The organism is Gilliamella sp. wkB171 (assembly GCF_001693755.1).
Taxonomy (GTDB): domain Bacteria; phylum Pseudomonadota; class Gammaproteobacteria; order Enterobacterales; family Orbaceae; genus Gilliamella; species Gilliamella apicola_F.
Genome location: NZ_LYST01000048.1, coordinates 58693 through 74373, shown reverse-complemented (window position 1 = coordinate 74373; position 15681 = coordinate 58693). Strand labels below are relative to the sequence as shown.

Sequence of the window (15681 nt, the reverse complement as noted above, 5' to 3'; positions counted from 1 at the left end):
ATGCAATCATCTAATCCTGATTTATGTCATTACTCTTTTTTGATTGTGTTGGTTACTTAGCCAATCAACACCATTTTATCTATCACTAAGGTGCAACCGCTGATGGTGCGACAATCATATTGACCATGATACCGGCAAGCACCACAGATACGATTGTGACTGAAATAAATCCACCAATCAGCATCGGTGGTAACATATGGCTAGTAAGCACATCTTTTTCTTTCTGATCTTTAGTTAAATTGTTGATCACTTCATTGGTAATAATATAATCGGCAGGAAAACCATATAAGGCAGTAAGTGCGATAGAAAACGCCATCTCTTTACTGACTTTTAAAACTTTACCCACAATCACCGAAAAGATAAACATGCCAACCACCGCAGATAAAATAAAGATGATAAGTGGTGTAATTAATCGAACTAGCATTTCAGGCGTTGCTTTACTTAAGGTATCAAAAATAAAGAGCATTAATCCCATCACCGCTAAACCAAATCCACCTGCTTTTTTGAGTGGATGACGTTCTAAGAAGCCACACGATGCCGCAATAACACCAAATAGTAAACATAAGACAAATGGGCTAACACTGACAATTGGCTTTAAAATTTCAGAGACAGAGTAAGCTAAAAGCCCAATAATTGCGATACGTAAAAAGATGAAATAAGATGAATTATAGCTGGAAGGAATTTTAGCAAACATGCGTGGCATCGGATTTTCATCATCTGCGACCACTGATTGTTTGTCAATCGATGACTTTGGATCGTTATTGGCATTCCAAGTACCTGCATGATACTGGCTCAGCACTCGTCGCCCTTCTCGTTTAAGCATGATTGAGGTAAGCGGATAACCAATAAAGCCTTGCATCACATAGATAATAATGGCAAATACAGCGAGATCAGGTAATCCAGCATCGGTTGCACCTTTCGCCATAATAATGGCCGATACAATGCCGCCAACTAGAGGCGGAATCGCCACAACAACGGTATTAAAGTCAAAGAATAGATAGCCCACTATTATCGCAATAATAATGATCCCCACAATTCCTGCCAGCGAAATTAAAATAGTTTTCCACTGTAGTAATAGTTCCTTAACCGATAATAGTGTGCCCATATTAACGATCAGTAAATACATAAACATTACAGCAACGACAGTTGGGATACCCGCACGAGCGACGATATCTTTTGGGAAAAACGTCCAATAACCAAGTAAGAAAAGTACAGCACAAATAAATACAGAGGGGATCCAAGCTTTGGTTCGAGTTGAAACAATATCGCCAAGGTATAAAATAATTAACAATAATACGAGCGCTAACATTTGTGGCATGTCATTCATCGGTGACATAAAAAGCTCCATTTTTTATCTTTTTTTAATAAATTTGTTTTCTTAAGAGACGCTATTATAGTTAATTATTTATGATGTTATATATTTTTTATCATGAAATCGTTAATTTCATCTAAAAATAAATTGCCATATTTCTCTAATTTAATTTTACCTACGCCTGTAACATTAAGTAGTTGTTTTTTGCTTTCTGGCATAGTTTGCACCATTTCTAATAAGGTCGCATCGCTAAATATGACATATGGTGCAATATCTTCAACATCTGCAATATCTTTACGTAATCGTTTTAGATTATTAAATAAAATACGCTCTTCATAAGACAGAATGGTAGTTAAGTTAATTGCTCTAGCATATCGATTCAAGCGACTCTTCTTCACTATCTCTAGTCGAGGTTTAGCTAATGATAAGCTAATCTCACCTCTTAAAATTTTTCGTGCATCTTGAGTCAATTGTAACGTTGTAAAAGTTGAAATATTTTGACTTAAGTAACCTAAATAAATTAATTGTCTAATGACACTTAACCAATAATCTGTTGAATGCTGTTTCCCAATTCCATAAACAGACAATTTGTCATGTCCGTTTTCTTTTATTTGCGAGCGAGCTGATCCTCGTAATACATCAGAAATATATTGTGCGCCATAACGTTGCTCAACCCGATAAACACAAGATAAAACTTTTTGCGCATCAATTAAACCATCATACATTTCTGGCGGATACAGACAAATATCACAGTTATTACAAGGCTCGCTGTGATTTTCACCAAAATAATTAAGCAATACGATTCGCCGACAAGTTAAGCTTTGAGCAAATGATTCCATAGCATTAACTTTATGTTGCTCGACCTCTTTATGCTTACCATCCATTTTGTCAGCAATTTGTCGATGATACCAATTTAAATCTTTGCCATTAAAAAGTAATATTGCTTCGGCAGGTACGCCATCTCGCCCTGCTCGTCCCGTTTCTTGATAATAAGCTTCAATTGTTCTTGGGCAATCTGCATGGATAACAAATCGAATATTCGGTTTATTAATTCCCATACCAAATGCTACTGTTGCAACAATAATTTGTACATTATCTTTTAAAAAAGATTCTTGTGCCTGTAAACGTTCGCTATTGGTTAAACCAGCATGATAAGCTATAACAGAAAAACCACGTGCAGCAAGCCTTGTCGCCATATCTTCAACTTTAGAACGGCTTGAACAATAGATTATGCCACTATTGCCTTTTTGTGTTTCAATAAAAGAGACCACTTGCTCGGTTAAATTAAATTTATCCACTACGGTATAACGGATATTAGGACGATCAAAACTACGCACAACAACTAAAGGATCCACTAGTTTTAATTGATGAATAATATCCGTTTGAGTCATCTTATCCGCTGTTGCAGTCAGTGCAACCAAGGGAATGTCAGGAAAACGCGCGGAGAGCTGTCCTAATTGGCGATAATCAGGGCGAAAATCATGGCCCCATTGTGAAATACAGTGCGCTTCATCTATGGCAATTAATGAAGGTGGATGTTTTTCAATCATAGTAGAAAATGATGATACAGCAAGTCTTTCCGGTGAAATATAAAGCAATTTTATCGAGTGTGATAAATATTGTTCAATAACGGCTTGCTGTTCATCTGATGATTGAGTCGCATTTAGATATGCTGCCGAAATACCGTTGGCAATAAGTTGATCAACCTGATCTTTCATTAAAGAAATTAACGGTGAAATGACCAAAGCGGTACTTGGCAATAATACGGCGGGTATTTGGTAACATAACGATTTACCACCACCGGTGGGAATAATTGTTAAGGTATCTCGACCATCGATAATTGATTCAATAATTTCTTTTTGTTGATTTCTGAATGATTTATATCCAAAAATATTATGTAAAACATCCTCTATCTGATCTTTTATCGACATGTTAACCAAAACAAATAGCTCCTTAATTATTCCATTGAGTATAGCTAAATAAGACTAAACAAACCACAAAAAATTTACATTTACTTACAATTCGAGAAAAAAAACTAAACCTGTTTTTTAAATCGTAATAATGATAAAAATAAATCTATTTTACAACCCTTATCTTGATCATAAAAACAACGTATTCGGTTATTCTATAACCACAATTGTTCAACAGATTAAAAAACAGGCTATTTTTAATTTTTTTACTTGATACAAATCGATTTCACAGCTAATATTTGCGTGTTTCAACATATACGCCCGTAGCTCAGTTGGTTAGAGCATCACCTTGACATGGTGGGGGTCAGTGGTTCGAGTCCACCCGGGCGTACCAATTCAAGTCCATATCCGAAAAGGCTTCGCAAGAATTAATCTTCATCTCAATTCTATTAAAGGGGTTAAATCAGGGTAAAACTGGGGTAAAACCCATACCATTTTCAGTAAATCTATGGTTATCCACTTTCAACCGCCGCACTTTAAATTTCACATTTGCAAAATTAGTTCAATGTTAATAAAGGACCGTTTGCTTGTAACATGAAAACAATCAATCACACAACACCAATTACAAACATGGGCTATAGTCTATTTTGAACATAGACAATTATTCATTAGATTATTATACTCAAAAATCAAGATAATTATTGCTTATAGAATAAGCTCTAAACCCGAGAATAAAAAAGAGCGATCAAAATCGCAATTGTTGTGCAAAATTAACTTAATTGACTTTATTTTTGGATGATAATCACTTTTTCACACTCTCGAAATACGAAAAAGACTATGCTTTTAGTAAAGCCATAATTGTGCCTTTAATTTCCCATCATTTTTAAATATAGTATTCATTATTATTAAATTCAGATCTGATCAATGATTGTCTTCGTTGATGTCAAATTTCGATTAACCATACGAACGATACAACATATTCTTTATTTTAAACGTTCGATTGGCCAGCCTATCAGGATAAAACAGAGATAACAGCATCATTCAAGTCATAAAAAAATGTTGATAAATGATACATTAAAATTTTTTGACTTTACTTTGAATTAAAGATGGTTAAATAAATTTTTACTGATATGATCTAAGTAATTAAACACCATAATAGGAAAATACAATGAAAAAGATTTTATTAATATCATTTATTTCTGCAATGCTATTAGGTTGTGATGCTAATGTTGAAACAACCGTGACAATTTCACAGCTTGATGCTAAACCATCTTTTGCTAAAGGAAACTTAACATTAGAAGTCCCAGCCTGCTCAGATTATAAAGACTCCAGAAGTGAATCATCGTCACTAATTACAGCTAAAAAAGAGATAGCCCAACTATTCAAATCAGTTGAATATAAAGAGTGTTATACTCAAAAAATGAAATCATATGCATCATTTGAAATTCCTATTTTAGTTGGTCAAGACACATCAGACACTGAACTTTTAAAACAAGCAGATATCCTAACTGTTAAACATGATAAAGGAATATATGCTATAACTAACCCCGAGTTCACAAAAAAATTAATTCAATATAAGAAAAAAGCCATGTCAAATATTGATTTTAAAATTTCAATTTCACTTATCAATGACACCGATAAGTCTATCGATAAAATTTCTGTAACAAAAGCTTTTATCGATAATAGACCATACGATGCGGCCGAGTTCTCTTTAACACCAAATGCTAAGGTAACAATAACACTGAGTGATGTTTCTACCCAAATACTATTAAACCCGACTACAGATTCTAATAATAAACAAGGCATAACTGAAATCGCTAAATTTCAGTAAAATAATATTGTTAAAATGCATATCATATGACTTTATGATACTTAAATAATTAAAAAAGGGCGCTTTAACCCGCCCTTTTTATATGAAAATCATCCTAGAAAAATAATCGAGAGATTGTTTGGTTCATTTAGAAATTAATCTCAGTACCAACAAAATAACGTCGACCTTCTAACGTTTTACCAAAATCATCGTTGCTTACGTCTTTATCAAACAAATTATAAATACCAGCATATAATTTTGCTTGTTTATGGATTTTATAAGAAGCCCCTATATCCCAGAAGGTATAGCCTGCATAAGTGACATATTTAGTTTTTTTACCGTCTCTTTTTGTTGCATTTTCTTGACCATAATAAGCCATTTTAGCCCATAAATCCCAATCATGAGCCACATACCAATCAAGTTGCGTATTGAACTTCTGTTTCGGTGTACGATTTAGTGCTCTTCCTTTATTTGGGCCTGTTTTTTGTTCAGTCTTAGTCCAAGAATAATTGGTACTTAATAAGAAATCAGTAAATAATGGCGATTTAAATGATAATTCAATACCTTTCAAATTAGCTTTATCCACATTTTCTCTACCTTGTACAAAATCAAATTTTTCTTTATAACCATCAATCTTACATAAACCTTTACCTGCTGGACCATTACAAATATAGTAAGTTTGAATTTTATCTTTATACTTGGTATAGAAAGCAGTTGCTGATGCATCAACACCATATTCGTTAGTATAACCAAGACCAATTTCATAGTTATCAGATTTTTCCGGTTTTAGGTCAGGATTTCCCATTACCATGCCTTTATTCCCAGTACCTGCTCCACCGGTTACTTGTCCCCAATCAGAAACGACTTGACGTAATTGAGGAGTCGCATAACCTGTGGAGTAACCACCTTTTAATGTAAAGTTATCATCAATATTCCAAACACTGTACACGCGCGGATTCCAGTTGCTACCATAATTTTCATCTTTGTTATAACGCAAACCAAGCGTTAAACTCCAATTTTCCATTAATTTCAACTCATCTTCAGCAAACAAAGCATAATTCCATCGATCAATTTTAGTAACGGATTTATTTAATTGATTATCTCTGTCATGAAGTTCTTGATAGTTATATTTACCACCTACTGTTAACATATTGATATAAAATGGTATTGTTATTCTTGAATCCACATCCGTGTTTCTAATTTTCATCTTTCTTTCTGGGTTATTATTGCCTTCATAAGAAATAAAAGACGTCGTTGATACATCACCAAACATTCCATTATGCGTTAAAGCAAAGGAGTTACGAGCATTATCACGAACAAAATCACCTCTATTTTTGTCTCTGGTTTTCCCAGCTGATCCTTTACTATTTTGTAAAGAACGACCAAAGTCTAAATCAAATTTTTGAGTATCTGTAGCATTCAACGATAATTTTCCATTTATACTACGCAATTTTTGCTCGGAATGACCATTTAAAAACTCATCCTCATGGCGATTAGAGTATTGACCATAAAGTTGAATACCTAAAATATCATCAATAATAGGACCCATTGTTGAAAAGCTGCCAGTATAAGTATCTTTTTCTTTAGAACGATAAGGGATAACCGACTCTAAACGTAAACCTGAATGCCACTTATCTGATACTTTTTTGGTAATAATATTAATGACCCCGCCCATCGCATCAGAACCATACAGTGATGACATAGGCCCTCTAACTACTTCGATACGTTCGATTGCTGTCAATGGCGGCAGCCAACCTTGCTCAAAACCGGAACCATCACTATTTGGCCGTGTTTCACGAGTGTTAACTTTTTTACCATCAACCAAAATCATCGTGTATTTAGCATCCATACCACGAATACTAATATCAGTTGAATCACCACCACCTGTTATTGTGACACCTGGAATATCTTTTAATGCGTCAGTGACATCACGGTAAGGTTTATTATCAATTTCTTCGGGCGTGATAACTGAAATTGTTGCTGGTGCTTCTTTAACTTGTTGAGAAAACCCCGAAGCGGTTACAACCATAGTATCAGTATCAGAATTAGTTGCCGCCAAAACCGAGGTTGATAATGATATTAACATACCTGAATTAATTACATGTTTAGCAAGTTTAAGTTTCTTTTTGAAAGCCATGATATATAACCTTATTATTAATAATGATATTTTTATTTCAAGTGGAATGTGAACACTACAGTATATGAGAACAATTATCAATATCTTTTCGAAAAATTATTTAAGACTAGACAATTCAAATTTATTAAATAATAATAGTTCTCATTTACAGATAAACATAATGCGAGAAATTATGATGAAGAGAAATAAAAAATGGTTACTTATTAGCCTTATTGCTGCAACTTTAGGATTAACCGGTTGCCAATTATCGAAGACGATGGAAGTAACAGCCGATAATCAAACAGTAACGGTTCCCAAATTACCCCATAAAGTTGTCGTGATGAATTACGGTGCCTTAGACACCTTAGATGCATTAGGCAAAGGTTCTATCGTTGTTGGCGCACCACAATCGGTAATTCCATCCTACTTAAATCAGTATAAAAAAGCCAATATTAAAGATACAGGTAATATGAAAGAACCTAATTTAGAGGCAATTAAACAAGTAAAACCTGATTTAATTATTATTGATGGTCGTCAAGCTAGTCGTGCGCCTGAGTTAACTAAAATTGCGCCTGTTATTAATCTAAGTGTTGATGCTAAAAACTATATTCAATCAACAAAAGACCATATTAATGTGTTGGCAAGTATTACCGGAACGGAAGCTAAAGCTACTAATTTGATTCAATCGCTTGAAAAAAAGGTAAATGATGCACAATCAATTGCTTCAACAAGCCATAAAAAAGCGATTGTAGCAATTCATAATGATGGAAAAATGATCCTGATTAATACTAGCTCAAGTGCGGCTTTAATACATGATGTACTAAAAGTTAAACGGGCAGTACCCGTCGATGTTAAATCTAGCAATAATAACGACAAACCTAAACCGGTATTTATTGATAATCATTACATAAGCACAGTAAAACCTGATGTTATCTATGTAGTTGATCGCAGTAAAGCGATTGGTAAAGAAGGCATGAGTGAAAGTTACTTTGACTCAAAAGTATTGAAAAAGGCTAAAACACAGGTGGTATATTTAACGCCTGATCTTTGGTACTTATCTGGCGGCGGTGCAGAAAGTTTAGATCGTCAAATTGATGAAGTGGTAAATTCACTAAAATAAATTATTATTAAATTTTTAACTTCCTATTTATGAGCTGTTATTATCAAATAACGGCTCTTTTTTAATTAAATAAATCAGCGATAATAAATTAAACTACGGGTAATAATTAGCTACTTTTTAGCTATTGTAATTTAAATAACTCAATTCTAAAAACTATTTACTTAAAATTCGAATTAACCCCATTAAAGTATGAGAAACTCATTTTAATAGAGAATAACCATCTATTAATATATTGATACTAAAGGTGTTTATACGCAATGAGAAATTCTTTATATCAACTAAGATTAAATATGATAAAATGCACCCGTTTTTTATTATTAGCTACAAAATTAAACTAATTGACAGATAAAATTCTCAAATATACCTCTAATTAATAAACACACTATAAAAATATGAATATGTCATCCCCTACTATTGGATTTGTGAGCCTTGGTTGTCCTAAAAACCTTGTTGACTCAGAGCGAATTTTAACTGAGTTACGTACTCAAGGTTATCAAGTTGTACCAAGTTATGATAATGCTGATTTAGTTATTGTTAATACCTGTGGTTTTATTGATAGTGCTGTGCAAGAATCGCTTGAAGCTATCGGTGAAGCATTAAACGAAAATGGAAAGGTCATTGTCACTGGCTGCCTTGGCGCCAAAGAAGATCAGATTCGCTCTGTTCATCCTAAAGTGCTTGAAATATCAGGTCCACACAGTTACGAATCTGTGCTGACTCATGTAAACAAATACGCACCTAAACCAGCTTATAATCCTTTTACAAGTTTAGTGCCACAACAAGGTGTTAAATTAACACCAAAGCATTATGCTTATTTAAAAATTTCTGAAGGTTGTAATCATAACTGTACATTTTGTATTATTCCATCACTTCGAGGCGAGATGGTCAGTCGCCCGATTGGTAATGTGCTTGATGAAGCTAAACGCTTAGCCGACAGTGGTGTTAAAGAATTATTAGTGATTGCACAAGATACATCAGCCTATGGTATTGATATTAAAAATCGTACCGATTTCTGGAATGGTATGCCACTAAAAACCGATATCAAAACGCTTTGTGAACAATTAGCGAGTCTAGGTATTTGGGTAAGGTTACATTATATGTATCCCTATCCGAGTGTTGATGAATTGATTCCATTAATGGCTGAAGGTAAAATTCTTCCTTATTTAGATGTACCTTTACAGCATGCCAGCCCATCAGTTCTGAAATCAATGAAACGACCTGGCACAATTGAACGTACTCTTGAACGAATTGAAAAATGGCGAAATATTTGTCCTGAAATCACCCTACGTTCAACCTTTATTGTCGGCTACCCTGGTGAAACCGAACAAGATTTTGAACTATTACTCGACTTTTTATCGCAAGCACAATTAGATCGCGTTGGCTGTTTTACTTACAGTCCTGTTGAAGGTGCAGCAGCGAATGCGCTACCAAATCAAATTCCTGACGAAATCAAACAACAACGCTATGATCGTTTTATGCAACTACAACAAACGATTTCTACCCAAAAATTACAAGATAAAATTGGGAAAACATTATCGGTCATCATAGACGAAGTAGATGAAGAAGGCGCAATTGGCCGTAGCATGGCAGATGCACCAGAAATTGATGGTGTTGTTTATCTAAATGAAGAAAACAGTGTTAAAGTTGGCGATATAGTTCAAGTTAATATTGAACATTCAGACGAATATGATTTATGGGGAACTGTTAAACAGTAATAAAAACAATGAAACTACATTATCGGTTAGAGATTAAAAATATTATAAAATTAGCAGTTCCGGTATTGATTGCCCAAATATCGCAAACAGCTATCACCTTTGTCGATACCATTATGGCCGGCAATTATAGTGCTACCGCACTTTCTGGTGTAGCTATTGCGGTTTCCATTTGGCTACCAACAATTTTATTTGGTCAAGGTTTACTGACGGTTTTAACGCCGATTATCGCTAATTTAAATGGTGCAGCTAAACGAGATCAAATTGCAATTCACACCCGTCAAGGTGTAATTATTGCGTTATTTTTGTCGATAATCATGATGCTTTTTCTCTATCATTCCGATAAATTAATTACATTGAGAAGTTCTACTGATCATCCTATAGATCCAGAAATGGTTAATGTGGCGGTATCGTTTTTACGTGCAATTATGTGGGGAGTACCGGCTTTTTTACTCTTTTTTGTTTACCGTAATCAATGTGAAGGGTTATCAAATACTAAACCAGCAATGGTAATTATATTTATTGCATTACTTGCCAATATTCCCATTAATTACATATTAATATATGGTAAATTAGGGTTACCAGCTTTTGGCGGTGTAGGTTGCGGTATCACTGCCGCAATTATATTTTGGTTAATGTTCGCGTTAATAAGAATATACACATTAACCACCTCAAGTCAGCAAGATGTACGTAAAACACCAATGGTAAAACTATTTGATTTTTCAATCATCAAAAATATTATTGTTCTTGGTACGCCTTTAGCATTAGCCTACTTTTTCGAAGTCAGTTTATTTGCAGTTGTCGCATTATTGATAGCACCATTAGGCCAAACAACCGTTGCTGCCCATCAAATTATTTTTACCATCAGTAGTTTAACATTTGCTATTCCCCTATCATTAGGTGTCGCAACGAGTATTCGTGTCGGTTTTTTATTGGGTAAAAGCAAGCCAATTTTAGCAAAGCAAAGCGCTTATATCAGTTTAACAATATCATTAATGTTAGCAATTATTGTGGCACTGATATTAGTAATATTTAAATCACCAATAATTGAAGTTTTCACCACCGAAAGTACTGTTATTTCTATCTGCATACAATTAATTATTTTATTGGCTATCTATCAAGTCTCTGATTATTTACAGGTGGTTGCAAGTAATGTACTGCGTGGTTATAAAGATACACAAAGTATTTTCTTTATTACGCTTATTTCTTATTGGGTAGTAGGCTTACCCGTTGGTTATATTTTGGGATTAACAAATATTATTATCGAACCAATAGGGGCTGCTGGTTTTTGGATAGGATTTATATCAGGTCTGAGTGTTGCAGCAATTTTATTGCTTACAAGAATGGTTTATATTCAAAGACAACCTATCGATGTTATTCTAGAACGAGCATCGAGATAATGTTAATAAGTAAAGAATAATAAACCTAATTTTTAATGGGTAAATCTAACTTTAACGTTAAAAAATTGCCTGAATAATATTTAAAACTAAATTAATTAGTTGATCTTTTTGTGATATTACGTTTCATGATCTTTAAAAAGCACCCACTTTTAAAGGTTAACGATATAAGTAATAAGCAGTTTTTTTATAGGGTAATTCTTCAATCCTAACGGAGATACTGCTTGTTACAAATCTAATGCATTAAACGAAATTTAAATTTAATACTCTTAATAATCATCTTACAAATAAAACCTTTAAAGATTTGATTGAATCACTATGTACTAACGACTGTTTTAGTCGAGCCTTGATAATTGAGTTTATAAAATTTACATCTTAAAAATAAACTTATAAATCGACGTTATTAATAAGAAATAACTATAGATAATAATTGCACAAAATTTATTTAACTATATAATTAATCACCAAATTAATTGTTCAGAAAAAGTTTTAATTTTGTGATTTTAAAAAAAAGAATATTGCTGCAACATATCATTTGCCTTTGTCTATCAGTATTATTAGTCTATTTATTAGGCTATCCACAACGATTCGATCGTATATTACTTACATACTTTTCACTCATATTTTTCGCAAGATTTACTATTGGCAGAATTTTTTTTGGTATTTTTTTTGTAATCGCTGCATTATATTTCCCTGCTGGATTCTATTATGGTTCCCCAAATGTTGCTGTTGTCAGTGCAATAGCAGAAACAAATTTAGATGAATTTGAAGAGTTTTGTTCCCAACTCTCATTTTATTTTTATACTTTTCCATTATTATTAATCTTAGTTTTTATTGTAATTTTTAGAAAATTGCCATTTCCGAAAGTTAATAATTGTTACTTAATTATTTTTGCCATCTTGCTTCTTTGTTACAGGCCAGTTAAAGCTATTATTAAATACAATTCGAACACTTTCACTTCAATTTCATCAACTTTTATACACACGGTAAAATACCCTATTTTAGAATTTACTGTATCATTTTACGATTGTGTAAAACTTTACTTAAAAGAAAAACAAGAACAAGCTAAGCAACTAGAAAATAACAATTTAATTCCAATTTCATCGATTACTCCTAAATACAAAACCTATATTATCATTATTGGCGAAAGCGTTCGTAAAGATTATATGAGCGCCTACGGTTTTAAATATATCAATACGCCATTTACTGATAAAAATGCCTATATCATTTGGGATGGATTGATTGCACCAGCCCCACATACTCAAGCATCGATACCGCATTTAATTAGTGAATCATTTTTTCCTACTTCCAAAGAAGTTAATAGCCAATTAAATAATAATATTGTCAGTATTGCTAACCAAGCAGGATTTGACACCTATTGGCTTTCAAATCAGGGGAAGCTAGGAGCAATTGAAATTACTGTACCTCGTATCGCCGCTTATGCAAAATACTCTTTTTATACCAAATCAGGAGAGTTTAATGGTAAGTCTTCACGAGGAAAATATGATACTTTGTTATTACCAGAATTAGATAATATTCTTTCAAAAAATGATGATAATCCCAAACTGATTGTTATGCATCTTATCGGTTCACATCCGCATTTTTGTAGGCGACTAGAACTTCCCGTTCAATTTGATCTTAATAATGAAAATATTTCATGTTATGTAAGCAGTATTAAGGAGACAGATGACCTCATTGCTGCAACCATAGATACACTAAAAAAATATTATCAAGATTATTCCGTTGTCTATTTTGCAGATCATGGACTTGCTCATGCAGATCAGTATCAAGACTTAAGGCACAATGCCGACTATCAAAATAGTTATCAAGTACCGTTAATTTTCTTTGATTCAAATAATCAGTCTCAACTACGAATCAACAAACAAATTTCTGGTTTTCAGTTTGTTTATTTACTAAGCAAATGGATGGGGATTGAATTAGATGTCAAACATGATTATATGCAACATGAAATTACAGCAATACCCGAACAACAAAATATCAAAGTCAAAGATTGGAACATGAATAATTTATACGAGTATGATAAATTGAAAAAAGATCCAAATCCCTTTAATTAATTTTTTATAAAAATAACTTATTAAATAGATAATAAAAACACCATAAGCAATTTACTACTTATGGTGTTTTTGGTTAGATTGATAATTTTGTTATTTTAACAAACTATTGGCTTGGGCAATTACATTTTCAACAGTAAAACCAAATGCTTTAAATAATTGCTCTGCTGGTCCTGATTCACCAAACGTTGTCATGCCGATTACTTTGCCATTTAGACCTACATATTTATACCAATAATCACTAATACCAGCTTCAATAGCAATTCTTGCTGTTACTGATGAAGGTAAAACTGATTCTTTATAAGATGGATCTTGTTTGTCAAAGGCATCTGTTGAAGGCATTGAAACGACTCTAACCTTTTTACCTGCTTGGGTAAGTTGATGATAAGCTTCTACCGCAAGTTCAACTTCAGAGCCAGTCGCAATTATGATAAGATCTGGCGTGCCTGTACAATCATTTAGAACATAACCACCACGATAAACATTAGCTAATTGCTGTGCTGTACGATCTTGTTGTTTAAGATTTTGTCTTGAGAAGATTAATGCTGTTGGACCATCTTTACGTTCAATTGCATATTGCCATGCAATTGCTGATTCAACTTGGTCACACGGTCGCCAAGTACTAACGTTTGGAGTAACGCGCAAACTAGCCATTTGTTCAACAGGTTGATGCGTTGGTCCATCTTCACCTAGACCAATTGAATCATGGGTATAGATAAATAATGAACGAATCTTCATTAACGCAGCCATTCTTACTGCATTACGGGCATATTCCATAAACATTAAGAAAGTTGCACCATATGGAATAAATCCGCCATGTAGAGCAATACCATTCATAATCGCTGACATACCAAATTCACGCACGCCATAATGAATATAATTGCCATCAGGATTAGCCAATATCTCTTTAGAGCCTGACCACATGGTTAAGTTACTTGGTGCTAAGTCGGCTGAACCACCAAGAAATTCTGGTAGTGCTGGTGCAAAAGCTTCGATCGCATTTTGCGAAGCTTTACGCGTTGCAATAGTTGCTGGATTAGCTTGTAATTTATCAATAAAATCTTTAGCTGTTTGTTGCCAATTATTTGGCAATTGACCTTCAACACGACGTTTGAACTCTTTCGCTAATTCAGGATAGGCTTTAGCATAAGCATCAAAACGCGCATTCCACTCTTGTTCAATTTGCTGACCTTTTGTTTTTGCATCCCAAGCTTCATAATACTCTTTAGGAATTTCAAACGGTGGGTATGTCCATCCTAATGCTTTGCGAGTGGCTTCGATTTCAGCATCACCTAATGGCGCACCATGGCTTTCATGACTACCGGCCTTATTTGGTGAACCAAAACCAATAATTGTTTTACACATTAATAATGATGGTTTATCAGTTACGGCTTGTGCTTGTTCGATAGCTTCAGCTAACGCTTTCGCATCATGACCATCAATGCCACGAATCACATGCCAGCCGTAAGCTTCAAAACGTTTTGCAGTATCATCAGTGAACCAACCTTCCACTTCACCATCAATTGAAATACCATTATCATCATAAAACGCGATAAGTTTACCTAATTTAAGGGTGCCCGCTAATGAACAGACTTCATGAGAAATACCTTCCATCATACAGCCATCACCCATAAATACATAAGTGTGATGATCAACAATGTTATGACCTGCTTTATTGAATTGGGCCGCTAATGTTTTTTCTGCAATTGCCATACCAACCGCATTAGCGATACCTTGACCTAATGGTCCTGTTGTGGTTTCAATGCCTGGTAGATGACCATATTCAGGATGCCCTGCCGTTTTTGAATGCAATTGACGAAAATTTTTCAAATCATCTATCGTGACATTATAGCCAGTTAAATGTAATAAGCTATAAATCAACATTGACGCATGGCCATTTGATAATACAAATCGGTCACGGTCTGCCCAATGAGGATTAGTTGGATTATGTTTTAAAAAACCTCGCCAAAGAACTTCTGCCATATCGGCCATTCCCATAGGAGCCCCTGGATGACCTGATTTTGCTTTTTGTACGCCATCCATACTTAATGCTCTTATCGCATTCGCGAGTTCGCGGTGAGATAAAGTTATTGCATTCATTTTGTAATCTCCAAAATATTTAATTTAAATATCATTACTATTTGCAAGTTAAATTACACTTACAAAAATCGTTAAGAAATAACGATAGAAAATAAAAAAGAGGGGGAAACGCTCCCCCTGACGATAGTACAT

At 33.9% G+C, this 15681-nt stretch carries 9 protein-coding genes and 1 tRNA gene; 6 read left to right on the top strand and 4 right to left on the bottom strand.

The features are described 5' to 3' along the window. Nucleotides 1–85: 85 nt before the first annotated feature. Together A9G03_RS09930 and recQ are read right to left on the bottom strand one after the other, a co-directional pair. The gene (locus tag A9G03_RS09930) at nt 86–1318 is read right to left on the bottom strand and encodes a hypothetical protein (RefSeq protein ID WP_065799132.1); all 1233 of its coding nucleotides are present in this window, start codon (nt 1316–1318) and stop codon (nt 86–88) included. Nucleotides 1319–1413: 95 nt separating this feature from the next. Continuing rightward, nucleotides 1414–3243: a DNA helicase RecQ gene (recQ, locus tag A9G03_RS09925; protein WP_065799116.1), complete on the bottom strand. Its 1830-nt coding sequence runs from the start codon at nt 3241–3243 to the stop codon at nt 1414–1416. A gap of 296 nt (nt 3244–3539) precedes the next feature. Here recQ and A9G03_RS09920 point away from each other — a divergent pair. Next, nucleotides 3540–3616: transfer RNA gene (locus A9G03_RS09920), tRNA-Val, on the top strand. 774 nt (nt 3617–4390) lie between these two features. Then, nucleotides 4391–5053: a DUF7424 family protein gene (locus A9G03_RS09915; RefSeq protein ID WP_065799115.1), complete on the top strand. Its 663-nt coding sequence runs from the start codon at nt 4391–4393 to the stop codon at nt 5051–5053. Nucleotides 5054–5180: 127 nt separating this feature from the next. Here the strand turns inward: A9G03_RS09915 and A9G03_RS09910 are convergent, their stop codons facing one another. Beyond that, a complete protein-coding gene (locus tag A9G03_RS09910) occupies nt 5181–7169 on the bottom strand; it encodes a TonB-dependent receptor domain-containing protein (protein WP_065799114.1) in 1989 nt (662 codons plus the stop codon). A gap of 172 nt (nt 7170–7341) precedes the next feature. On the opposite strand from A9G03_RS09910, the gene A9G03_RS09905 reads away from it, so the two are divergent. From A9G03_RS09905 to A9G03_RS09890, 4 genes are all read left to right on the top strand, one after another. Beyond that, nucleotides 7342–8268 carry a siderophore ABC transporter substrate-binding protein gene (locus A9G03_RS09905; RefSeq protein WP_065799113.1) on the top strand — a complete coding sequence of 309 codons (927 nt, stop codon included), beginning with the start codon at nt 7342–7344 and terminating at the stop codon, nt 8266–8268. 398 nt (nt 8269–8666) lie between these two features. After that, nucleotides 8667–9983, top strand: coding sequence for a 30S ribosomal protein S12 methylthiotransferase RimO (gene rimO, locus A9G03_RS09900; RefSeq protein ID WP_065799112.1), 1317 nt, complete (start codon nt 8667–8669; stop codon nt 9981–9983). A gap of 8 nt (nt 9984–9991) precedes the next feature. Then, nucleotides 9992–11380: an MATE family efflux transporter gene (locus A9G03_RS09895; RefSeq protein WP_065799111.1), complete on the top strand. Its 1389-nt coding sequence runs from the start codon at nt 9992–9994 to the stop codon at nt 11378–11380. A 494-nt stretch (nt 11381–11874) separates the two neighbouring features. Further along, nucleotides 11875–13452 carry a phosphoethanolamine transferase gene (locus A9G03_RS09890; protein ID WP_065799110.1) on the top strand — a complete coding sequence of 526 codons (1578 nt, stop codon included), beginning with the start codon at nt 11875–11877 and terminating at the stop codon, nt 13450–13452. A gap of 90 nt (nt 13453–13542) precedes the next feature. Here the strand turns inward: A9G03_RS09890 and tkt are convergent, their stop codons facing one another. Beyond that, nucleotides 13543–15549: a transketolase gene (gene tkt, locus A9G03_RS09885; RefSeq protein WP_065799109.1), complete on the bottom strand. Its 2007-nt coding sequence runs from the start codon at nt 15547–15549 to the stop codon at nt 13543–13545. Nucleotides 15550–15681 lie beyond the last annotated feature (132 nt).